Origin of the sequence: Marinicella litoralis, from assembly GCF_002591915.1 — a bacterium.
GTDB classification, from domain to species: Bacteria; Pseudomonadota; Gammaproteobacteria; order Xanthomonadales; family Marinicellaceae; genus Marinicella; species Marinicella litoralis.
Window position 1 is genome coordinate 1 of sequence record NZ_NIHB01000001.1, and the last position, 21,235, is coordinate 21,235.

Annotated in this window: 25 protein-coding genes; 10 read left to right on the plus strand and 15 right to left on the minus strand. The window is 43.1% G+C overall.

What is annotated here, in order from left to right; translation table 11 throughout:
• The first annotated feature begins 686 nt into the window (after positions 1-686).
• Complete coding sequence (locus tag CCS90_RS00005; RefSeq protein WP_099017465.1) at positions 687-1,253, plus strand: DUF4760 domain-containing protein; 567 nt, start codon at positions 687-689, stop codon at positions 1,251-1,253.
• A gap of 173 nt (positions 1,254-1,426) precedes the next feature.
• Here CCS90_RS00005 and CCS90_RS00010 read toward each other — a convergent pair whose 3' ends face one another.
• The 3 genes from CCS90_RS00010 to CCS90_RS00020 all read right to left on the minus strand — a co-directional run bounded on the left by CCS90_RS00010 (position 1,427) and on the right by CCS90_RS00020 (position 3,837).
• The gene (locus CCS90_RS00010; RefSeq protein WP_099017466.1) at positions 1,427-1,657 is read right to left on the minus strand and encodes a hypothetical protein; all 231 of its coding nucleotides are present in this window, start codon (positions 1,655-1,657) and stop codon (positions 1,427-1,429) included.
• A gap of 240 nt (positions 1,658-1,897) precedes the next feature.
• Positions 1,898-3,160 carry a Y-family DNA polymerase gene (locus CCS90_RS00015; RefSeq protein WP_099017467.1) on the minus strand — a complete coding sequence of 421 codons (1,263 nt, stop codon included), beginning with the start codon at positions 3,158-3,160 and terminating at the stop codon, positions 1,898-1,900.
• Entirely contained in the window at positions 3,157-3,837 is a 681-nt protein-coding gene (locus CCS90_RS00020) for an SOS response-associated peptidase family protein (protein WP_099017468.1), read from the minus strand. The genes CCS90_RS00015 and CCS90_RS00020 overlap by 4 nt, the downstream gene beginning before the upstream one ends.
• A gap of 223 nt (positions 3,838-4,060) precedes the next feature.
• Here CCS90_RS00020 and CCS90_RS00025 point away from each other — a divergent pair, with 223 nt between their 5' ends.
• From CCS90_RS00025 to CCS90_RS00035, 3 genes are all read left to right on the plus strand, one after another.
• Entirely contained in the window at positions 4,061-4,357 is a 297-nt protein-coding gene (locus CCS90_RS00025) for a hypothetical protein (protein WP_133566566.1), read from the plus strand.
• Between the two features lie 222 nt (positions 4,358-4,579).
• Entirely contained in the window at positions 4,580-4,765 is a 186-nt protein-coding gene (locus CCS90_RS00030) for a hypothetical protein (protein WP_099017470.1), read from the plus strand.
• Between the two features lie 29 nt (positions 4,766-4,794).
• A complete protein-coding gene (locus CCS90_RS00035; RefSeq protein ID WP_099017471.1) occupies positions 4,795-5,070 on the plus strand; it encodes a hypothetical protein in 276 nt (91 codons plus the stop codon).
• 2 nt (positions 5,071-5,072) lie between these two features.
• On the opposite strand, the gene CCS90_RS00040 is transcribed toward CCS90_RS00035, so the two are convergent.
• From CCS90_RS00040 to CCS90_RS00075, 8 genes are all read right to left on the minus strand, one after another.
• Complete coding sequence (locus tag CCS90_RS00040) at positions 5,073-5,324, minus strand: DUF3820 family protein (RefSeq protein ID WP_099017472.1); 252 nt, start codon at positions 5,322-5,324, stop codon at positions 5,073-5,075.
• Between the two features lie 4 nt (positions 5,325-5,328).
• On the minus strand, positions 5,329-6,408 hold the full coding sequence (locus CCS90_RS00045; protein ID WP_099017473.1) for a cupin domain-containing protein: 1,080 nt from the start codon (positions 6,406-6,408) through the stop codon (positions 5,329-5,331).
• Between the two features lie 5 nt (positions 6,409-6,413).
• Complete coding sequence (locus tag CCS90_RS00050) at positions 6,414-7,316, minus strand: DMT family transporter (protein WP_099017474.1); 903 nt, start codon at positions 7,314-7,316, stop codon at positions 6,414-6,416.
• A 63-nt stretch (positions 7,317-7,379) separates the two neighbouring features.
• Entirely contained in the window at positions 7,380-7,880 is a 501-nt protein-coding gene (locus CCS90_RS00055; protein ID WP_099017475.1) for a GNAT family N-acetyltransferase, read from the minus strand.
• Entirely contained in the window at positions 7,877-8,128 is a 252-nt protein-coding gene (locus CCS90_RS00060; protein WP_099017476.1) for a hypothetical protein, read from the minus strand. Before CCS90_RS00060 ends, CCS90_RS00055 begins: the two co-directional genes overlap by 4 nt.
• Positions 8,128-9,057 carry a DMT family transporter gene (locus CCS90_RS00065; protein WP_099017477.1) on the minus strand — a complete coding sequence of 310 codons (930 nt, stop codon included), beginning with the start codon at positions 9,055-9,057 and terminating at the stop codon, positions 8,128-8,130. The genes CCS90_RS00060 and CCS90_RS00065 overlap by 1 nt, the downstream gene beginning before the upstream one ends.
• A 47-nt stretch (positions 9,058-9,104) precedes the next feature.
• Positions 9,105-9,740, minus strand: coding sequence for a YceH family protein (locus CCS90_RS00070; RefSeq protein ID WP_099017478.1), 636 nt, complete (start codon positions 9,738-9,740; stop codon positions 9,105-9,107).
• A 22-nt stretch (positions 9,741-9,762) separates the two neighbouring features.
• Positions 9,763-12,036, minus strand: a complete 2,274-nt coding sequence (locus CCS90_RS00075; protein ID WP_099017479.1) for a bifunctional serine/threonine-protein kinase/formylglycine-generating enzyme family protein — start codon at positions 12,034-12,036, stop codon at positions 9,763-9,765.
• Between the two features lie 141 nt (positions 12,037-12,177).
• Between CCS90_RS00075 and CCS90_RS00080 the strand changes: the two genes are divergently transcribed.
• The 4 genes from CCS90_RS00080 (at position 12,178) to CCS90_RS00095 (ending at position 15,730) form a co-directional block, all read left to right on the plus strand.
• Positions 12,178-12,363 (plus strand): hypothetical protein, encoded by a 186-nt coding sequence (locus CCS90_RS00080; protein ID WP_099017480.1) that lies wholly within the window; start codon positions 12,178-12,180, stop codon positions 12,361-12,363.
• A gap of 76 nt (positions 12,364-12,439) precedes the next feature.
• Complete coding sequence (gene mnmC, locus CCS90_RS00085; protein WP_099017481.1) at positions 12,440-14,380, plus strand: bifunctional tRNA (5-methylaminomethyl-2-thiouridine)(34)-methyltransferase MnmC2/FAD-dependent 5-carboxymethylaminomethyl-2-thiouridine(34) oxidoreductase MnmC1; 1,941 nt, start codon at positions 12,440-12,442, stop codon at positions 14,378-14,380.
• A complete protein-coding gene (locus tag CCS90_RS00090; protein WP_099017482.1) occupies positions 14,380-15,147 on the plus strand; it encodes a class I SAM-dependent methyltransferase in 768 nt (255 codons plus the stop codon). The genes mnmC and CCS90_RS00090 overlap by 1 nt, the downstream gene beginning before the upstream one ends.
• Entirely contained in the window at positions 15,137-15,730 is a 594-nt protein-coding gene (locus tag CCS90_RS00095) for an LOG family protein (protein ID WP_099017483.1), read from the plus strand. Before CCS90_RS00090 ends, CCS90_RS00095 begins: the two co-directional genes overlap by 11 nt.
• Before the next feature lie 159 nt (positions 15,731-15,889).
• On the opposite strand, the gene tpx is transcribed toward CCS90_RS00095, so the two are convergent.
• The 4 genes from tpx to CCS90_RS00115 form a co-directional block, all read right to left on the minus strand.
• Positions 15,890-16,390 (minus strand): thiol peroxidase, encoded by a 501-nt coding sequence (gene tpx / locus CCS90_RS00100; RefSeq protein WP_099018686.1) that lies wholly within the window; start codon positions 16,388-16,390, stop codon positions 15,890-15,892.
• Between the two features lie 126 nt (positions 16,391-16,516).
• Complete coding sequence (locus CCS90_RS00105; RefSeq protein ID WP_099017484.1) at positions 16,517-17,143, minus strand: hypothetical protein; 627 nt, start codon at positions 17,141-17,143, stop codon at positions 16,517-16,519.
• A 99-nt stretch (positions 17,144-17,242) separates the two neighbouring features.
• Positions 17,243-17,737: a SixA phosphatase family protein gene (locus CCS90_RS00110; RefSeq protein ID WP_099017485.1), complete on the minus strand. Its 495-nt coding sequence runs from the start codon at positions 17,735-17,737 to the stop codon at positions 17,243-17,245.
• Between the two features lie 14 nt (positions 17,738-17,751).
• Positions 17,752-18,891 carry an aromatic ring-hydroxylating oxygenase subunit alpha gene (locus CCS90_RS00115; protein ID WP_099017486.1) on the minus strand — a complete coding sequence of 380 codons (1,140 nt, stop codon included), beginning with the start codon at positions 18,889-18,891 and terminating at the stop codon, positions 17,752-17,754.
• A gap of 236 nt (positions 18,892-19,127) precedes the next feature.
• Here CCS90_RS00115 and CCS90_RS00120 point away from each other — a divergent pair, with 236 nt between their 5' ends.
• Positions 19,128-20,579: a hypothetical protein gene (locus CCS90_RS00120; protein WP_099017487.1), complete on the plus strand. Its 1,452-nt coding sequence runs from the start codon at positions 19,128-19,130 to the stop codon at positions 20,577-20,579.
• Positions 20,580-20,695: 116 nt separating this feature from the next.
• Positions 20,696-21,235 carry a sigma-70 family RNA polymerase sigma factor gene (locus tag CCS90_RS00125; protein ID WP_099017488.1) on the plus strand — a complete coding sequence of 180 codons (540 nt, stop codon included), beginning with the start codon at positions 20,696-20,698 and terminating at the stop codon, positions 21,233-21,235.

A 21,235-nucleotide genomic window follows, 5' to 3' on the forward strand; every position in this document is an offset into this window, starting at 1 on the left:
ACCAATACTTCAAGTTACAACACAAATCCGCGACATATTGCTTCATATTGGTTGCCATTATTTCAACGATCAAACAAATATTTAGTCAATAAGTTAAGTTTATTATCTTCATCTGATGTATGTCCTTGTGTCCCAGGTTCACCTGTAGTGAATCAGTGACCATATTGACATTGTCTACAAATTGACTGATCTCTGAAATAGAAGTTTTCTGACACCGATATCAACAAATTCCTACATTAGTTATTTTTATACATATAAGAGTAAGAACATGACTTTAATAGATATAATTGGCTCATATCGAAACATCAAGTCATATTGATTTATCATCGAGGCACCCATATAAATGCACTGACTAATAACTTACACTAACATGATTCACCATGATATTGAGTGACAAAAAGTGACCATGTTCACATTACATATAGTTTGGTTATGTTATAGTATATGTAAGTTTTAGATGTATCTAGCTATATGTTAGTCAGTATGTATTAATAGTATTGAATGACAAATTATGTAATGATACACTTCGCACTGATTGCACAATATGTGTAATTTAAGCAAAACTTAATGACTAGTACTTTTAATTTGGAGAAAAAAATGGTAAATAATTTAAACAATATCATTTCATTACGTTTAGACGATAACTACGGTTTCTAAGCCCCTTTCTAACATGGATGTATTAATTGATGAAAAATTTTGAACTGGTAAGCTCTATCAGTAATTCGATTGATTTTAGTTGGACTCAATTAGTTTCACCAATATGTGTTGTCATTGCTGCATTACTGGCAGCAATGTGGGCTAAAAAATCGATAAATGCAAATGAATCAATAACTAAAAAAAGATGCACCATGGATTATATTATGTCTCGAAGCAGAGACCAAAAATTTGTTAATGCATGGTCATTTTTAAGACAAGCTGACAAAGCAAAACAATTAGACGTAAAGTCTTTTGCTGATACAACAGATAACAGTATTAAGATGGAAAATATAATTTCTATCGAAGGCGACTCTATAAACTGTAAACAAGCACGTGACCTACTTAGCTATTTTCTAAATCAATATGAATATATGGCAACTGGCGTACATGCAGGTATCTATGATGAAGCTATACTCTTAGACTCAACAAAAACTTCCACAATAAAAGCATTTGCTATAACTAAAGTATTTATTGATGAAGTGCGCAAAAAACCAAATGCAAAAATGGCATACAAACAATTTGAAACTTTAGTTAATAACTGGAATACAACTAGTTAACAAATCATTTTTTGTTGGTAACTTTGTTGGTAACATATTTTCAGTAACTATATTTTACTTATTTATCAAATACTTAAAAATCAATTAGCGTCCATTCCCGGCACCATTTTAAATGGCTCCAAATCAACAACTTAAAAGACCCACCACCAAGTAATTCATTCATTTTCACACCATCAAGCCAATTCTTTTTTGATGATGTCGTTGAATGAAATTTGGTTGCGTGCTTTCATCAGCTGTGACATGAGGAATTTATGCAGCTTCATGTCTGGTTTGCTTTGGAATGAGTTTTTGACAATTTCGGCCCTTAATTGTTTGACCTTGTCATGCAATTCATAGCGTTGTTTGCTTTTGAAGGTTTCGCGACGTTGTTTGATTGAAGTGATTAAATCTTTGTTGTTTATCATTTTCCCTTTCCCACCATGTCATTAAGTTTTTTATTTTCAGTACCGATGACCCCTATAAAGACGAAACCCCCATTTGCGCCAGCTTGACAGCTTGAGTCAAAGACCATAGGTTTATTGTCCTTATATTGTGGTTGGGTTGATATGGATAAATTCTGACTCGCTTGTAGGAAAATATAGACAATTCAGCCCATTTGGCTGTCAACCTTTAATGAATGTTTGGATTAACTACCAAATAGGTAGCTAAGCCACTCCAATCACATCATCCCATTGGGTGGTGTAGCGGGGTGAGCGGCGTTCAGATTTCATCACCCAACTGGCATCAAAACCTTGTGAGCCACAGCGCAAGACGTCCTTACCGTATTTGTTGTTGATTTGGTCCATCACGCCCATGATGGCATCGTCTTGAGGCTGTCGGGTGCTGAATAAATCATATTGAATCACGCCTTTGTCGCTGAGGCCATTGAGCATGATGCCGGCCTTTTTGTATTTATAATCAGCTTGGTAAATCCGGTTCAAAGCCTGGGTGGCAGCGGCTTGAAAATCGCGGGTGTCATCTGATGCATAAGGCAGCTCTACGGTTATCGACCTGACGCTTTGTTGGTCACGCTTGCTGAATGGGTTGGTTCTGATGCCGACGGTTATTGATTTGGCCACTGATTGTTGTGAGCGCAAATCAACACAGGCCCTGGATACATGGTAGCCAATGGCCTCACGCAACACCGTTTTATCCGAGGTTTTTTCACCAAAGGATCGGGTACAGACAATCTGTTTTTTCTTCTCAGGCACATCGTTCAATTCCAGACAACTGACACCACGCAATTCCATGATGGTGCGCTCGATTACCACGCTGAAGCGTTTTCTGATCCATTTTTTGTCGGCATCACGCAACTGCAAGGCGGTGGTGATGCCCAGCTTAGCCAAATGTTCGGTGTGCTTGCGACCGATGCCCCAGACTTCATTAACCGGCAGTATTTCAAGTGCGTTCTTTAAATTGTATTCACTGAACAGCGCCAATACACCACCGGCCACCGACAAAGACTTGGCATAGTGGTTGGCGATTTTGCACAGGGTTTTGGTCGGTGCCAAGCCGACACAAACCGGCAGGCCCAGGCCTTGTTTGATCTCAGCCACCATCTTGCGCATGTAAGCGCCTAAATGGCCTTTGTGTTTGAGACCATCCAACTGAAAAAACACTTCATCACAGGAGTATTTTTCCACTTCAGGGGTATAGGACTCAATGATCGATTCAAAGCGGTTCGACATGTCTGCGTACAGTGAGTAGTTGGATGAAAACACCGCAAAGTTATGCTGCTGTACTAAATTTTGGATTTGGTGCAAAGGCGCGCCCATTTTCACCCCCAAGGCTTTGACTTCATTGGATCGTGCTACAGCGCAACCGTCGTTATTGGACAACACAATCACCGGCCGGTTGTTGATCGCGGGGTTGAACGACCTTTCACAAGACACATAGAAATTATTCACATCACAGAGACCGAATATCATCTGTCCGCCTCAATCAACACCGGTTCACCGCGCGGTGTCATATCGCGCGCACCCACCGTTGGCGTGGCGACTAAATTAACATTTATCTTGTTGGTCAATAAATGACGAAAGGATTCACTGTCAGTCATGGTTGGATCAAGCCACCTATCAACCAATGATTCATCATCAATATCCAACATCAACGGTATTGATTTGCGGTGAATCTGTTCGAATTTTGGGTTACCTGGACAAGTGATCACTGAGGCAGTGGTTAACACTTCACCATCGACCTGATACTGCTTATAAATGCCAGCCAAGGCCACCGCACCGCGCTCTGAGGTGATGTGGTGGTATTGTTTATTCTTGCCATCACTTTGGCCGACGCTTTGGCCTTCAATAAAACCAGAGGCAGGAATCAAACAACGTGACGTTCTGAAAGCCCCTTTGGTTAATGAGGATGTATACAATTTGTCATAGCGGCTGTTGAAAGTAGCGTACTTATAGTTGGGTTTACCATCTGCACCCAACAGCAACCACCATTTGGCGTCTTCTAAATAGCGATCGTTTTCGTCTTCAGTGACAATCTGAATCATTGAGGCTGGCGCGCGGATACCACGGCTCTCCACTTCAGGCACACCCAGTGCTTCCGTGATTGAGTTGGTAAAAGGGTTGTTGATGGTTTCGAATGCGCCGCACATGCGATTAATTCTAAACCCATGGTTCGCAAAAATCGAGAATAACTAAAATGTAAATTTGTGGATACTGCCAATAATCAACGAGCGGTATAACTAGCCTCCTATTTAATGGTGAATCCAACTGAATTATTTTTTCACGCGACTCAAAATCCTTATTTCATGCATAATTTCGCCTTATTGTTTTGACAAACTGGTGACCACTCAAGTAAATAAGCAGGAAAAACAAATGACTCTAAAATCCAACCTCAAGAAAACAACCACAATCTGTTTAATGACATTGTGTTTGTCTGCCACCCTATCAACCGCCAGCGCCAAAGGCAAAGGTGGGCACAGAGGCAAACCACCTGAAGCGGCCTTCACGGCTTGTGCAGAACAAACCGAAGCAGGTGCTGCCTGTAGTTTCGCCAAACCGAATGGCGACACGGTTGAAGGCACCTGTAAAGCGCCACGCCAATCAGAGGAAACACTGGTTTGTGCACCTGAAGGTGGTAAACGCAGTAAAAATGGCAAGAAAAAAGGCTGATTCTCAAAGGTTCTCCAACCGCATCCAAATCAGTTCACACCTGCTTCCTTTGGGAGGCAAATACGACCAAAGGCTCAATAGACAAATTGAGCCTTTTTTTATCAGCCCAGCACATCCGTCTGTACACTGAAGGTTGATTGCACCAAGCAATCAACACTTCTGGCACTCACCCAAACCTTCGATTCATGTTATTTTAGTTATGAGTTGAATCAGGAGCGAATCATGTGGTTATTTATCAAATCGTTATTTATGCTGAAAGACCGAACCATCGCCAAAGAAATGGTTAGCCATTACCGATTCAACAGCAAACCGGTGGGTTTTAAATTGGCCCGATTGATGCGACGGCGTGCTCGTCGCAATAAATTCAAAGCCCACAACACCACCCACTTAAAATACAAAGTGAAATAAAACAACAACAGTCAGCTACAGGAATTAAATTGAACCAGCCAAGCGCAAGCAACAAAATACTGACAGCCCATCAACGGTTGATAAAAGGATTGAAAGCGATCGCGGGCTTAATGGCCACCGTGTTTATCATGATATATGGTCTGATATTGACCACCAATTTCATCACTCAGCTGAATCCACTCAATCCCGGAGTGATATATCTGGCGACTGGTTTGAGTTATGGCTTGCTTGCTTTGACCATTGTGGTATTGCTGTTGTATGCAGGAAAGTCAATGACCCAGGCTTTTTCAGGGATTGAAAAATAGCATCAGCTTTGGTTGAATTTATTTTGACCCGAGCGCAATTGTTGCCTCAAGCCTGGCAGGATTCCATTGTGATCAAGTTCAAAAACCAGCGCCAATTGTTGACCCAATTGATTCGCCGGAAAACCTTGGCGGTTGAACCAAGCCAAATAATGTCCGGGTAAATCCATCAATTGGCGGCCTTGGTATTTACCAAAGGGCATTTCCTGTTTTAAGGCTTTGATAAAGTCTTTCTTTTGTTGTTCTGTAAAATTCATCACATCAACCCAAAATCATGCATTCTATGCATTGAAAGTCAGCTGAAAAATGACTGAGTTCGAGGCATTGATTGGGTGGTAAGACGAAACTGTCCCTGTCATTGATCACGACGTTTTCCTGTCCTGCTTGCTGATAGCTCGCCTGTCCTGCCATCACATAATAAAAATGCAGTCTGTTTTGATGTTGTATCAACCATTTGCTTGCATTGTGTGGAGCACTTGCTTTGAGGACATTCACTGCAGCCACACCACCACTGTCGGTAAGCACGGATGTTTCACTGCGCAACAAACCAGACTCCGGCAATGCTTGCCAACTGACTGCTGCTTGTTGGTGGTAACAAAACTGCTGACCACCGTAACTGCCATGTTGGTAAACCCGACTTGGTAAATTTTGCCCTGTTGGCAACTGCATATGATGATCCAAAGTGGTCATGTGTTCTGCGGGCATACCAATTTCAACCACTTCCAGGCCATCTGATGCTTCCAGCACTTGGTGTCTGATGCCCGGTGGCTGGGTGACACAATCACCCGCATTAAGCACAAACGGCTCACCCTGATCTTCATAAACCACTTTGACCCAACCTTTGGTACAAAAAATCAATTGAAATTGAATACTGTGATAATGCACATGATCTGGCACCGGGCCGCCATCAACAATCTTGATGTTAGAAGCTATGATTGCGCCCGATAAACGCGAGGGTATTAAGTCACGGTACAACATCCCAGCACGACCTGTGACCCAAGATTCATCACCATCAAATGGCGTCAACAACGGCTCAATCTGCGCAGGAAAATCCACTTGGGAGTTGCTTTCAGTGTGAAATTGAATCGCCACACCACTGGGCGAAAACAAAGGCTGTAACGTTTGGCTGGGGTTGTTGGGCAATATCACTGTCAAATCATTAACCGGTAATCCCTTTTCAATCCTGAGCACCAAACCATAAGCCGCCAAAACCAACATCCTTGGGTTATCAGCAGGAAACACTTGTTGTAACTGAAAGCCCAATTGAATAAAAAAATCAGATTCTTGGTTTAAATCCCGACAACTGATTTTCACTTGTGCTTGGTGGTTCAGTGTACTCACAGAAGTTAACTCACTTTTGGTTGCATCGCGCGTCTTTTATTCAACATCGCTTCCCTGCGAGCAATGTAAACACCGGACGCAAATACGATGCCAGCCCCCAATACGGTCCAGCGATCAACCGATTGATCAAAGACAATCCAGGCCAGGGCAATGATGAAAGGCAAACGAGCAAAATCAAATGGCATCACAATGGAGACGTCTGACATTTTCAATGAATGGGTAAACATCAAATGGGCGAAACTACCCAGAAAACCCATCAACATCACCAATAACCACGTTTCCATGCTTGGCCATTGCCACACTGTCATGGCCACTGGTAAAGACAATGGGGTCATCAACAACACCATATACATCACAATCACATTGGCATCTTCCGTGCGTGATAAGTTTTTGATGATCAGCACCGAAGCCGCCATGGTCACTGATGAAGCAATCACCACCAAGGAAGCAAACAAGTCACCATCCACTGTTGGTCTGAGGATGATTAAGGTACCCGCAAAACCGACCAAAACCGCGACCCAACGACGCCAATTAACGTCTTCTTTGAGAAATATGGCTGCACCAATGGTGACGAACAAGGGTACTGTAAAGCTTAAGGCCACGGCCTTCGCCAGTGGTAAAACACTGATGCCCCAAAAATAGCAGAACATCGAAAACAAGCCCAACAAGGCCCTGATAATAAATAAGGGCAAACGATCGGTCTTAAAACTGCGGTAACCAAACTTAATCAACCAGGGCAACATAAAAACCAAGCCAAATAAGTTGCGAAAGAAGGCAATTTGAAAAGGATGTAATTCATCTGAGGTCCAGCGAATCAACACATTCATGAAACTGAAACCCAAGGCTGCCAACAACATCAGCGCGATGGCTTTGAATAAATTCGCATTGACGGATTGGTGAGCTGCCATGAAGTGTCAGTGAGTCAAAAAATGAACAAACAGTTTAATCAAACTGACCGCTAAGCTCCACTGTTAATCTGGCTTTTCTGTTCGCCTCAGATACAAACAGTTTTCCAATGGAATGGTTTCCGGATACTCAGCCTGTACAAAACCCATCTTTTGGTACAAATTCATCGCAACCTTGTTGTCACGCAAAACGAACAATGAACCATCAGATAAACCCAGTTGACGTTGTCCCTCGTCCAGCAAGGCAGCAACCAAATGCCGACCAACGCCTTGGCCCCTGAAGGATGGCGAAACCACCAATCGGCCCAAATGACAATGGTCTAAACGATTGTAAATTTGTCCAAACGCCAACAATTGCCGCCCTTGTTTCAATACATAGGAATGGCTTTTTTCAAACTTTGAATCTGTCTTGAATCGTTTGATTTGCAAAGGATAAGTGATGCCCGGCCCAGCCCAATAAAACACCGCCTTTTCGCTGTTAAACCACCTGAAGACCCCAATCAAATCTTGGTGGGTACATGGCATCAACTGCATGGGGATTGCATCATTTAATTTCATTTTATTCATCGGTTGTACAACATAAAAAACATCAAAGTCATGCCAATCAAGCTACCGGCTCGGATAAAAGTCGGCGCAAATTGATTGCGACTGAATTTGTCTGAAAAAATGGCGCCAATGGCCAGCAAAACAATCAAGCCAACCACTTTACCAGAACGCGGAGCCGATCCGCCTTGAACCACCCCCAGCCACAAGTAAATATTGGCCACAGTGACCAAAAAAACATAGGCATATAAACCAAATGTTTCTTTATCCATCAGACATTTCTGGTTTTAGATTTTCGGCGTTTCAGGGTGGCCAAATAAATACCACACAACACCAAGCACAAGCCAATCACATCTCTGAGACCGGTCGGTCGACTGAAAAACAACACGTCCCAAACCATTGACATGGCCGGTTGTAACAACAGCAACAAACCAACAATTGAAGTCGGCAGCGAAGGCATGGTTTTGGTGATCAGCACCCAACCGATGACTTGACAAAACACGCCCAAAGCCAAAACCGAAACCCATGACATCAAATCAGGGATCAAAAAGGACTCTGCTTCATACCAAACCACCACTGACAATATCATCGCGCACATGATAGACAGCACACCCAAATTTGCCATTGGAGACAGTGCATGGTGCTGTGCCTGAACATGTCGCAAGGACAACATAAAACCCGTGTATGCCACCGCCGTTGCTATGCCATAAAACACGCCTAATTTATAATCATTGGATAATTCGCCCCATTGCAAGCCCACCAACAAGAACAAGCCACAAAATGTCAGGCTTAAGCCAAGGAAAAATTTAAAACTGATTTTTTCACTGAGAAACCAATAACCAAACAAAGTCATGAAAAACACTTGCACATTACCCAACACCGTCGCCAGACCAGGGCCGACATATTGAATCGAGCGGTGCCAAAGCCACAAGTCAGCAGCAAAAAATATCGCTCCCAACAACAACCAAGCCACATATTTCAAGTTGTACCATAAGCGCCGGCCTTGTATCAAACACAGTAACAACAGCACCATGCCGCCAATCAACATGCGATAAAATCCAATCACCGAGGGGCCCATGTCGGCCAATTTCACCCATACACTTGAGCTGCTGATGATCAAGGCAGCAAACAACATGGTTAAGATGGCCTTTTGACTGCTGGGCTGGGTGTTAACTGATTGATTTGTTTCAGATGGGTTCATTCTGTGCGCCTACAAAATTTAAATGAATTAACGGGTTTCCAGTGTTTTCAATCCAACAAAGTCATCAATTCATTGACTTTGTTTTCTAGCTCAAGCACACGTTGTTCTAATTCATCCAGGCGTGAACTTTTGCTGGTACTGACTGCTTTGACAGGACCCTGTACCGATGTCACATCGACTTCGCCACACAATAAATGAGTGAAACGGTCTTCCCGCCTGCCGGGACCTTTGGGCAAACAAATCACCAAGGGTTCTTCACGATCAATCAAAGACTGTAAAACTTGTGCCACTTCATCCACACCAGCAAAATCTTCCATGCGGCCGGTTTTGGTTTTGATGTCATTTAAGGTTAACGGCTCTCTGACCATCAACACCGCCAAAATCGCTTGTTGTTTGCGGTTGATAGCAAATTCAGTCATCACACGATGGGTAACATGATTGGCCCGACCGCCGTAATCAACACCAACTAAGTTCCTTCCTTCCAGTTGACTGACTGCATGGCCAACCTCACCTTCGGTTAAGTTCATTACTGGAACTCGGTTGGTTTTTTGATTACAAGCCAACAACAATGAATTCATACTTAATGGGTAATTATTCGGTGTGGTCAATTGTTTTTCCATCAAACATGCCACAATTCGAGCTTCTAAATCAGTAAAAAAAGGTGCGGTGTTTTCTGCTGTCATCGGGTTCTTATTAACGTGGTTGTTAGAGTGTTTTGACCAACCTGAATCCTATGTGAGACCAGGCTTGATCGAATTTAATTTGTTTGACGTGGCCATTGTCATCTTTGCCTGATAGCCAGGAATAGCCTGCACTTGGGTTACTTTCACATTGGTCTTCAGGATTGAAAATTGCTTTGAATTTCCCCATTTCCTGACACCCTGCCAACCATTCCGCCACATTACCATGAAAGCCAATCAGCCCCAGGGCGTTTTTATCAAAAGCATGGTAGGGTGCAACAAACGGAAAACCATCATTACATGGGTATGATTTGAAATTTTCTTCTTCCGCAGGAAACTCTGTTCCTGCCAAGTTGGCGCTGCCGCATGATGGTGTTTTCATGTCACTGAGTTTAATCAAATGGCGCCATTCTAAAATGGTCGGCAAGCGGTAATTCTCCCCACTGCGTTTGTTGTACCATTCAATAAATAGGTTGGCGTCTTGCCAAGTTACACAGACCACTGGCATATCAGCTGCCGTGCGAAACCCTGGTTTGCTGTAGTTGCGTTGGCTGAATATCATGTTTGATCCTATGGCACTTTTACAGCGATTGATTTCATGACCGGTGTCAGTGACAAATTGATCAAACATCTGCCAACTGATCTCTGCCCGAGAGACGGCCAATGCATATTTTATCAGTCCCTTGGAATGGTTGATTTCTGGTGGCACGATGACAGACCTTAAACCCATTTTGTCGGCAATGATTTGCCCAGGTAATGGCATTGACTCGATTGAAGCATTCAATTCATCAATGATTTCATGTCCTGGCATCACTGCATCGACCAAGCCAATCAAACGCTCTGCACCGTTGCGGTTAGATCTGCCTTTGGCCAAATTGACTTTTTCAGCAATGGCCCCCAATAACAGGCTGCGCTCTAATTCAGTATTGTGTTCCAGAAACACCAACAATTGTTCATTGGTTAATATGGCCCGGTGTCTGACTTCAGCCACTGACTCAGCAAACTGAATTGCTTGATTGAGGTCATTTTTTAACACCGACTGATAAACCAATTCGTAATAACCGGCCATCACATCTGATAATAAGCTCAAGCCCTCTTGGTGATTCGGTAAGTTACTTAACAGCAGCAACAATTGATCTAAGGCATTGTCATCTCTGGGTGTGGTTAATTGTTTGGTGGCGATGTTCTTTTTCGCGTTTTCAACCAACTCAGCCACCTGTTCAGCTGTCAACAGATTAACCACTTCAGGCAGTGCATCTTTTTCAGGCACCGGTTCAGCGGTGGACCCTGTTAACTGATCAACTTGATCCTGAGACTTTGTTTGTCCCACTGGCCGTTCATCAACTGGCGGCGTTTTCAACACGTCAACTTGCTGATTGACTGACGTCTTGTTGTGCTGCAGTTGATCCCAAGCAAACCATGCGCCAACACCCAAAATACCCATAGCGGCAATGACTGCGATGGGCTTAATGAATGATTTTTTAGGTGCTCTGATTTCTTCATTGACTGATTCAATGGCTGCTTTCAGTGCAGCCATGTTCTGATACCTGTGGTTTGGTGACTTGGCCAAACACTTGTCTATGACTGCTTGCCATTGGGACAAATGTTCTGGTAATTGAGGTACCTCATTATTCACATGCGCCAACATCAAAGACAAGTCACTGTCTTCATCAAAAACCGGATCTCCGGTTAATATTTCGTACAATATGGCGCCCAAGCCATAAATATCAGACCTGGCGTCCACATGTTTTGATTGTGCCTGTTCTGGGCTCATATAGTGAATACTGCCAACTATCCTGTTTTCTTGCGTAAACCGGCGCCTGCCCGTACTCAGTGCAATGCCAAAATCAGCAATTTGCACGTGTCCAAATTGATCGAATAGAATGTTTTCTGGTTTTATGTCCCGATGGACCACACCTTGGGTGTGAGCAAAAGCAAGCCCATCACAAATATCAGCCATGACTTTTTTCAATTCATGGTCATTGTTGTAGGCAAAAGCAGTCAGGTCACCATGCTGTAAATAGGGCATGGAATAATACAAGATGTCATCATCTATATGACCCACTTCATAAATGCTGACGATGTTGGGGTGATACAACTTAGCAATGATTTCGGCTTCTTGCTCGAAACGGCGCACCACATTTTCTTCATCGGTGATGATGGGCCGCATCACTTTCAATGCCACTTCCCTTTTCAGTGATTCCTGATAAGCCAAATACACCACACTCATACCGCCTTCACCCACTTTCCTGATGATGCGGTATCCTGGTATATTTACTTTGTGGGTGTTTTTTGTCATTTGATGCTTATTTTAACTGATGATTCTTTGAAAAATATCAAATAAAGCGTTAATTTATATTTAATGTGATAATGTATTTACTAACACTAAATGAATGTTACAAAATTAACCAAGAAAGCACAACGCCAATACTGAAGCAGAATGGGTAAAATTGAGCCAAATAAAAATGCCAACATCGTTGAAGTGACTTGTTCAACTTGTCACCGCAATATCATTTACTTGAAAGTTCAAGATTACGAATCCAATACCTCACCTTACAAGTCCAATCAAATCACCTGCACCGAGTGCAATCAAGGCTTGATGCTGAATTTAACCCCTGTACAATAAGCAACCAAGGGTTTATTGAGTGCTGCTTCCATTCAAATCACCTTTTGGGCTTGAGTTGAATTTATAATAGGGTCACATGAACCCGCTTGATTTGAAATTCATAAAACCTGCCGTTATCACCGATAAAAGGGGGCAGCCCTACGCCAAGGATTTCGATGATGTTTATTTCAATGACTTAAATGGGTTGGATGAAACCAACCATGTTTTTTTAGGTGGCAATCAGTTGCTTGAAAGGTGGGGTGAGAAACAGCAGAAGCCTTATTTTTGTATTGGCGAAACGGGCTTTGGTTCCGGACTGAATTTTCTTGCCACTTGCCTGGCCTGGCAGCAATGTCCTAAAAAGCCAGCAAAGCTTCACTTCATCAGTACTGAGCTTCATCCAATGTCAGCCGGTGACTTAAAGTCAGCACATCAGTTATTTCCGGAAATCAAAACGTTCAGTCAAAAATTATTGGCAAAGTATGATTCATTCAGGGCAGGCATTCACCAGTTGGCCATTGATGAAGACATCACCTTGACCTTGCTGTTGGGTGATGCCACTGAAAACTTGAAACAATTGCATGCCCAGGTTGATGCCTGGTTCTTAGATGGTTTTGCGCCCAGCAGAAATCCGGCCATGTGGTCAGCAGCCTTATTCAATGCCATCGCACAATTGTCTGAGCCTGGAACCACAATAGCCACTTATTCGGCTGCAGCAGTGGTCAAAAAGGGCTTAACTCAAGCTGGCTTCAAACTGACGAAACAAACTGGGTTTGGACCCAAAAGAGACATGTTGGTAGGTACCATGAATGAAAAGCCAGCACAGGCCATCAACAGACAACCTTGGCATCCACTTCCCAAGGCCAACACCCAAGATAAGAAGGTGACCATTTTGGGTGGTGGCATTGCTGGTTTATGTCTCGCCAGAAGCTTCAATTTAGCAGGGTTTCACACCACGGTCATTGACCAACATTCCCAACCATTGAAACAAGCATCAGGCCAAGGTTATGCCATGGTGATGCCATTGATTACTGCACAAAAATCCCCTGAAGCGTTGTTTTACCTGAGGGCATTTGAACATGCCCAACAGGCTTACAGTGAACATGCATTTCATCAAATTGGCATTTGCGAATTATTTCCACCAGAGCCAAATGCAAAGCGAATCAAAAACAACAAAAAACTGTCGCTGCCTGATTCGTTGATTCAAGTAAATTCTCAGAACATCAAATACCCCAATGCAGGCTATGTAGATAACCAGGTACTGGCTGCTGAGTGGTCATCCTACATCGATCAATGGATCACCGCAAAAGTGAGTTGTGTTGAACACCATCAACAATGGCAAATTCAAAATGAACTCAAACAAACCATCCACAGCTGTGATTTATTAATCATCGCCGCTGGCATGTACTCCCAAGTGCTTACCCAAGCCCATCAAGACTTGGGCCTGACGGCTAAATTAGGTCAAACCAATCAAATACAGACCAACAAAAACTTAAAGCTGTCGCATGTTATCTTGAATCAGGGTTACCTCATTCCAATCAAACAAACAGCCCTAACGGGCCAATACTTAATCGGCGCCACTTTTGACCATTTGCCAGCAACCAGCTGGTTGCAATCTGATTTCAGTGAATATAACCACTTGCAACGAAACTTGACGCATTGGCAGCAGACGGATTATGCCCATCATTTATCCACTGCCACCTTGGTCAGCAAACACACTGCCATCAGAGCCACCACCCAAGACCATTTACCAGTCTGTGGTCCAATCATCAATCAACAGCAGTTCGAAAGTGCATACCAGGATTTGCATCACGGCCGTCACTGGCAAGAATACCCACCCGCTGAACCCATAAAAAATTTATACGTCATGACTGGATTGGGATCAAGGGGTTTCACTTCAGCACCCTTGTTGGCTGATTATTTGTTGTCAATGATCACTGGACAACCTTTGCCTCTTGAGGCTGATTTGTGTAAGATTATCCACCCCAACCGATTCAATTTCAGAAACTTAAAAAAGACCCCAACATATAGCTCATAATGACAGATTCAATTCCATTCAAAGACCATTTTTCCGTACAAGCTGAAGACTACAGCATTTACCGACCCGAATACCCAGCAGAACTGTACCAATGGCTGGCCTCACTGTGTGAAGAAACCAAATTGGCTTGGGATTGTGCGACTGGAAATGGCCAAGCCGCAGTGGCGCTGACCAACCAGTTTTCTTATGTCATCGGCACAGATGCCAGCGAATCTCAAATTTATCGCGCCATGATATACCCACGGGTAGAATATGAAGTGGGTTTGGCGCACCAAAGCCCTCATAAAGACCACAGTGTCGACTTAATCACCGTGGCACAAGCTTTGCATTGGTTTGATTTTGATTTATTTTTCAAAGAAGTCAATCGAGTGGGCAAAACCAATGCTGTATTGGCCGTGTGGTGTTATGAATTACACCAGATCACTCCAGCAGTGGATGCTGTGATTAAAAGCTACTATGATGACATCATTGGTGATTTTTGGCCTGCTGAACGTAAACACATTGAACAAGCCTATAACAGCATAGACTTTCCATTTGAAACCATCAAAGCACCAAAGTGCAGCATGCACAAACAATGGACTTTTGAGCATTTACTGGGCTATTTAGGTACTTGGTCTGCAACCCAAAAATACCTGGCCACTCACGGCAAGGACCCACGCGAGCAATTAGTTGAACCATTGAAAACTGCCTGGGGCCAAGATGACACCAAATTGATTACCTGGCCAGTCACCATCAAAACTTTCCGGATCAATCCCAATGAAAAATAACTCCAATCAAATCAATCGAATTGCCGTTTACTGCTCATCTTCAGACCACATCAAAAAAGAGTACTTTGATCAAGCTGAGGGCTTAGGCGCTTTGATGGCCGCCAATGATTTAGACTTGGTTTATGGTGGTGGCATGGTTGGTTTGATGGGACAAGTTGCAAAATCAATTAAGAACCACCAAGGCCATACCATAGGCGTGGTGCCAGAAGCTTTGCGCATCGATGGCGTGGTCAACACCATTGATGACGAACTCATCATCACCCCAGACATGCACACCCGCAAAGCCAGAATGATTGAGCTGGCCGATGGATTTGTGGGCTTGGCAGGGGGATTTGGCACCTTAGAAGAAATGTTAGAAGTGATGACGCTGAAACAACTGGGTTACCATGAAAAACCCATCGTTTTTCTGAACACAGCAGGTTATTACCAAAACTTGTTCGATATGTTTGAACACATCTATGCAGAAAATTTTGCCAAGGCAGAATACCGCCAACTTTATCACATCAGTGATACGCCAGAGGCTGTGATTGAATACCTGGCATCGTACCAACCGCCACAGTTACCTGATAAATGGTTTATTTGACCAACGATGACCATTAAGTTGTTATAGGATTGACTTTGGTCGCTGGACAAATACTCAATCTACTGTCATGAACCTCAATAGTTTTTCATAAAAAACGGCTGAACACATTAACTGTATTCAACCGCTGGTATTGACTTAAAAGGATTTATATTTCGATATTTATCCCAACGCAGCCATGGCTGCATCATAGTCAGGTTCATTGACCACATCATCAACCAACTCAGCATGAACCACTTGATGGTCTGCATTCAACACCAAAGTGGCTCTGGCATACAATCCAGCCAATGGTCCTTGGGTCATTTTCACGCCATAATTTTCAGCCAATGAATGGTGTCTAAAATCTGATGCAGTGACCGCATTGTCAACACCTTCGGCTGCACAAAAACGATTCAAAGCAAATGGCAGATCCATGGAAGCAAACAACATAACCACATCATCCAATTGACTGGCTTTTTGGCTGAAGGTTTTTAATTGCAAAGCACAAACTGCAGTATCTACACTTGGGAAAATATTAAAAATGACTTTTTTTCCAGCAAAATCAGCCAGCGTGGCTTCAGATAAATCGGCCAAAACCAGCTTCAGTTCTGGAGCCTGATCACCCACTTGTGGGAAATCGCCTTGGGTTTGAATGGGGTTGCCTTTGAAATTGATTGTGGCCATGTGTTTTAATCCAAAAACAATCAGTTTACCGTTCACCTTGAGGTGACTCAAGCAAAACTTAAGACAAATACAAAGCGTCATTAAACAGAATCCATTCCATTTAATAAAGCCCTGAATTTATTCGTCTTATAAAATCACGTCCAATTCCAATTCGGTTAACCTGACATCACCTTGCTGATACCTGTAATCGAATAAAAACGACTTGATGTCCTGTCGCAAATCAAAACCTTTAACCACCACCCCATCACGCATTTCAGTGCGCCAAAATACAGGAATATAACCACCGATGTGACTGCCAGCAAATTTCAGTTTTTTGAACCAATCTACCCTTTTGGCGATGGTTGACTCAAAATTAATTTGTTCATTCAATCGATGATGCGTTTGCTTGGCCGTATTCATGAGTCCACGGCTGTTCAATGTTTGACTGACCGATGGTAATAAGTTGCTGTTGTTCATAAAGTCCTCACCAGCCAGTTTCAACCAAGCATAGCCATTGACATAATCACCTTGCTGTAAATACAACAATCCAGCATAGTATTGACCGTGTTTGTTACCGTATTCTCCAGCTTCTTGCAGACGCCACATGGCATCGTTTTTGTAACCACCCTCATCGTCCTTTAAAGCTTGATGTACCAAATAATCATCAGGACTGATCATGTTGCCATGGGTGTCAAAAAACAAACCCAATCTTTTGGCTTGTGCCGATCCCAATCCCAAACAAAACAAAAGCACCCAAATACCAACATGTTTCATAACCATTCTCCACATTAATTAATACTCAAAATATCATAATTAAATTTATCTGAACAAAAGATGAATGGTTCCTGAATCAGGCCGCAGTGGAACTGTTAACTACTTAAACATTTTGGGTTTCAAGAATTGAGTTGTATGAAACGCAGTCTGTGTAATGTCTTGCCATAATGGAACCTCAGATTTTAATTGTATGTAAGCACAGGTAGGCAGGTTGTCTAAATAAGTGTCACCAAGTTGGTTGATTAAATCGGTCAAAGCGGGATTATGACCCACCAAAGTCACTGCATTGCAATCGTCACTCAGTTCACTCAGCCATTCAAGCAAAACGCCCACACTGAAGGTATATAATTTCGAATCAATTTGCCAATCAATGTCCACTTGAGGTAAAGCATTGGCAATGCCCGCAATGGTCATTTGTGCTCGTTTAGCTTGACTGCAATAAATACTTTGATGATTCCATCCGGCCTCAATTAAGTGGCTGGCCATGATTTTACAATCATTGATACCTCGCTGAGACAGCGGCCGATCAACATCGCTTAAATGAGAATGTTGCCAACTTGATTTGGCATGTCTGATGATATGAATGGTTTTCATTGTATTTTTTAAACTTAACCAAGCTTGTTATCCGCCTGATTTAAATTACATTGTTGTGACTTCTTACCCTCAACCTGCTTCAACTGTTGTCGGTAGGCAGTTCTGAGCATTTCTTGAAAATGATGTACAGCACTTTCCCGCTTCATACACAGACGGCCTTTGTCATAGCTGCCAGAGTTCAAGCCTTTCTGCACCGCCTCACATATCATGACGTCTTCATCTTGCACTTCATCACTGAAAGATTGGTCTTGTTCAATCAATGCCTGTATGCCTGCTATGTTTGGATAGTAGTAATCAAAAATCACCTTGGTTTGGTTGTTTTTCATCGGTAACACCTGGTTGGTCTGTAACCGATTGGGCAAGATATTGAGCATGGTATTGGGGTAAATGAAGTAATAATGTGCCTGACCTTCCCCATAAAACCCACCACCTTGCTCCAGTGGACTGAATTGATATGAATGCCATTGGCTCAACACTGTTTGGTAACTCTTATAATCCAACAATTTATTCAAGCCAGGATGTACATGTGGTAAATGATACCCTTCTAGATAATTTTCGACATAGACTTTCCAATTACAATCCAAAATAAATTCGTCGCGTCGATAAAACTTCATCTGCGCGATGTCTATCGGCGTGATAGTCTCTGCAATTCCAGTAACCCATTCTTGTAATGGCGGTACGTTTGATTTCAAAGCCACAAATATCAAGCCTTGCCATTGATCCAATTGAACCTCTGGCAAACGGTGGTCACACACTGAAAAACCTGGCGTGGTCTGCATTTCTGGTGCACTTTTTAACTGGCCATTAAGGTGGTAATTCCACCCATGGTATTTACACATCAAGGTTTTGGCATGCCCATTTTTCAGTGCCAAAGGCCCTGCTCGGTGCCTACACACATTATGGAAGGCCTTAATTCCTTCACCCGTATTGACCACAATGATCGGCAAGTCAGCAAACTCATGTACCACATAATCCCCGACCTCCCCAAGTTGACTGTTGTGGGCTGCCAATTGCCAACTGTTATGCAACACGGCCGTCTTGTCTAAAACATCAAACAAGCCAGGCTGATAGACAGCTGCTGGAAAAGTATGGGCATTCTGCTGGTCTTCAGCTGCAGCAATCTGCTGAATCCATTCTGTGTCATTATCTTGCATGTAACGTCTGTTCTTAAAGTGGTTCAATCATTGTAATAGATTCTTTATCAATTTAATAACTTCACACAACATCACTTTCAATTAATTCTGTCATTCTATCTACCATCAGTTACTGAGCCACTGACTATAGAACGACTCAATGAAATGTCTTCAGCCCTTGTTTCTAAATTCTTTTTTAATTAAATGGCGTGTTTTACTTGGTGACCGGTTAAGTCTGTTAAAAACCGGAAAAACAAATGCAACAAACCAAAATCAAACTATTTACCTGTCTGTTACTTGGTTGGACATTGATCAATCCAGTCCAGTCAGCCACCATCATCGTCAATAATGCACAGGATTTATCAGCGATTGATGGTAATTGTGATTTACGTGATGCCATTAATTCAGCCAACATCAACATCAGCATTGACGGATGTACCGCTGGTCAAGCAGGCACCCAAGACTGGATCATCGTTCAAGTGGCAGGTCCCATACAGTTAGAAAGTACTTTACCGGTTTTCAGCTCCATGTTGATTTCCACCACCATCAATGCAGAACCGGTTGAGGTTTTGGCAGCACCGAATCAAAGAATCATGCGAGTGGTGCCCAATTCGATCAATGACAATGACTTTGCGATCACAAACTTTAAGTTCACCGGCGGTCATGCCACTGACCAGAATACCGGAGGGGCTATTTACTTCAGTGGCACCAATGCCGCTTTGGGTGCGATTGAACTCAATGGCATGATATTTTCAAACAACCAAGCCTACGAAGGCGGTGCTTTACACTTCAATGAAACCAGCGCCGACAGTTTAAGGATTCATAACAACACTTACCTTGGGAACTCGGCTGGAAATGTTGGTGGAGCAATTTCAGGTTACCGGGTGGTCAAGCCTGGTATGACCCGTCTTGAAATTCTCCACAGCCATTTTGCTGACAACAGCTCTGGTGGTTCAGCAGGTGCCTTGTTTTTACGCAATGAAGCGGCCGAAACGGCCGTGTTGGAAGACAATCAATTCATCAACAATGTTGCTGTCGATAATATGGGAGCCGTGGGTTTGGGCGCCATCTTTGACAACCAGACCTTCGAGGTCAATCGCAATGTATTTATGTTCAATCAAGCCGGTACAAATTCAGGCGCATTGGAAGCCACTTATGCCGCTATCGTCTATATTCAAGATTCACTGTTTGCTTTCAACAGTGCGCAGAGAGGTGGTGCTTTGACCAGTGTGATTGATGATGCTTTGATCCGTTTAAATGCCTCAACTTTGGTTCACAACAGCGCCAGTATATCCGGCGATAACATTCATATTTTTTCGACGGGCCGCATCATCCCATCACGCAACATCATTGCCCACCCCGTAAATGGAGACAACTGTGCTGGGGTGCTTGGTACCACGCCCCAAGGCAATGTTGGTAATAACATCACCGACGATGCCAGTTGTGAGTTACTCGACAGCATGCCACTGACAACGCAAGCTGATCCTCTGCTCACCGGATTTTCAATCCATGCAGATCGATATCCTGGCTTTGCACCTACAGTGGATTCACTGGCGATTGACAGCACCGAAGTGTGCAGCGATGAAGATGTGATGGAACGCTTGAGGCCACAAGATGGTGATGGCGATGGAATTTCATTTTGTGACATAGGAGCCATTGAAGCCGCTGAGTCTACAGATTTAATCTGGTCCGACAGTTTTGGCTTGTGATTTTTGACAGTCTATAAAAAATAAATCCTGAAAATGTGAAGTGGATTTAACCCCAAATCCACTTTACAGTGTTAGTATAATGAAGCTCACTGAGGTAATGCCAGCCGAATCATTGTATGGACCAAAAACAACTGACCCAATTGCTCAATACGGATAACCGTCAATTATCTAAGGCGCAACAGCAACAACTTGAAAGTGTCTATTTTCAGTTAAAAAAAATAGCCCATTCTCAAAAATTCAAAGTTCAAAAACATGGACTGAATACCACAGCTTTAGTCAATGAGGCTTGGATAAAATTGAATCACAAAGACCGTGTATTTAATGACCGCAACCACTTTTTTGCCACTTCGGCATTGGCCATGCGGCAAATCCTGCTGAATCAGGCAGAAAAAGTGGCCAATCGCGGCGAAGATGACACCCAAGAAGTTGAAGAATTGTTGGTCGACCGAACGGAAGCCATTTGGTTGATTGATTTAGAACACCAATTAACAAAAATGGGCCAATATTCGGATCGTTTAGAGACCGTGTTTGTGTATAAGTATTTTGGTGGTATGAGCATCGAAGAAATCGCCAATTCTTTAGAAGTCAGCCCCAGGACCATCGATCGCTGCTGGAAAAAAGCCAAATTAATGATGTCTTTGGCACTGGAACAATAA

Coding starts and splice junctions, on each gene's coding strand:
- CCS90_RS00025 (WP_133566566.1), top strand. CDS start 4,061: ATGACTCTAAAATCCAACCTCAAGAAAACAACCACAATCTGTTTAATG.
- tpx (WP_099018686.1), bottom strand. CDS start 16,390: ATGGCCACAATCAATTTCAAAGGCAACCCCATTCAAACCCAAGGCGAT.
- CCS90_RS00005 (WP_099017465.1), top strand. CDS start 687: ATGAAAAATTTTGAACTGGTAAGCTCTATCAGTAATTCGATTGATTTT.
- CCS90_RS00095 (WP_099017483.1), top strand. CDS start 15,137: ATGAAAAATAACTCCAATCAAATCAATCGAATTGCCGTTTACTGCTCA.
- CCS90_RS00020 (WP_099017468.1), bottom strand. CDS start 3,837: ATGTGCGGCGCATTCGAAACCATCAACAACCCTTTTACCAACTCAATC.
- CCS90_RS00125 (WP_099017488.1), top strand. CDS start 20,696: ATGGACCAAAAACAACTGACCCAATTGCTCAATACGGATAACCGTCAA.
- CCS90_RS00110 (WP_099017485.1), bottom strand. CDS start 17,737: ATGAAAACCATTCATATCATCAGACATGCCAAATCAAGTTGGCAACAT.
- CCS90_RS00105 (WP_099017484.1), bottom strand. CDS start 17,143: ATGAAACATGTTGGTATTTGGGTGCTTTTGTTTTGTTTGGGATTGGGA.
- mnmC (WP_099017481.1), top strand. CDS start 12,440: ATGAACCCGCTTGATTTGAAATTCATAAAACCTGCCGTTATCACCGAT.
- CCS90_RS00080 (WP_099017480.1), top strand. CDS start 12,178: ATGGGTAAAATTGAGCCAAATAAAAATGCCAACATCGTTGAAGTGACT.
- CCS90_RS00120 (WP_099017487.1), top strand. CDS start 19,128: ATGCAACAAACCAAAATCAAACTATTTACCTGTCTGTTACTTGGTTGG.
- CCS90_RS00040 (WP_099017472.1), bottom strand. CDS start 5,324: ATGAATTTTACAGAACAACAAAAGAAAGACTTTATCAAAGCCTTAAAA.
- CCS90_RS00065 (WP_099017477.1), bottom strand. CDS start 9,057: ATGAACCCATCTGAAACAAATCAATCAGTTAACACCCAGCCCAGCAGT.
- CCS90_RS00030 (WP_099017470.1), top strand. CDS start 4,580: ATGTGGTTATTTATCAAATCGTTATTTATGCTGAAAGACCGAACCATC.
- CCS90_RS00050 (WP_099017474.1), bottom strand. CDS start 7,316: ATGGCAGCTCACCAATCCGTCAATGCGAATTTATTCAAAGCCATCGCG.
- CCS90_RS00055 (WP_099017475.1), bottom strand. CDS start 7,880: ATGAATAAAATGAAATTAAATGATGCAATCCCCATGCAGTTGATGCCA.
- CCS90_RS00010 (WP_099017466.1), bottom strand. CDS start 1,657: ATGATAAACAACAAAGATTTAATCACTTCAATCAAACAACGTCGCGAA.
- CCS90_RS00070 (WP_099017478.1), bottom strand. CDS start 9,740: ATGACAGCAGAAAACACCGCACCTTTTTTTACTGATTTAGAAGCTCGA.
- CCS90_RS00115 (WP_099017486.1), bottom strand. CDS start 18,891: ATGCAAGATAATGACACAGAATGGATTCAGCAGATTGCTGCAGCTGAA.
- CCS90_RS00060 (WP_099017476.1), bottom strand. CDS start 8,128: ATGGATAAAGAAACATTTGGTTTATATGCCTATGTTTTTTTGGTCACT.
- CCS90_RS00090 (WP_099017482.1), top strand. CDS start 14,380: ATGACAGATTCAATTCCATTCAAAGACCATTTTTCCGTACAAGCTGAA.
- CCS90_RS00015 (WP_099017467.1), bottom strand. CDS start 3,160: ATGATATTCGGTCTCTGTGATGTGAATAATTTCTATGTGTCTTGTGAA.
- CCS90_RS00075 (WP_099017479.1), bottom strand. CDS start 12,036: ATGACAAAAAACACCCACAAAGTAAATATACCAGGATACCGCATCATC.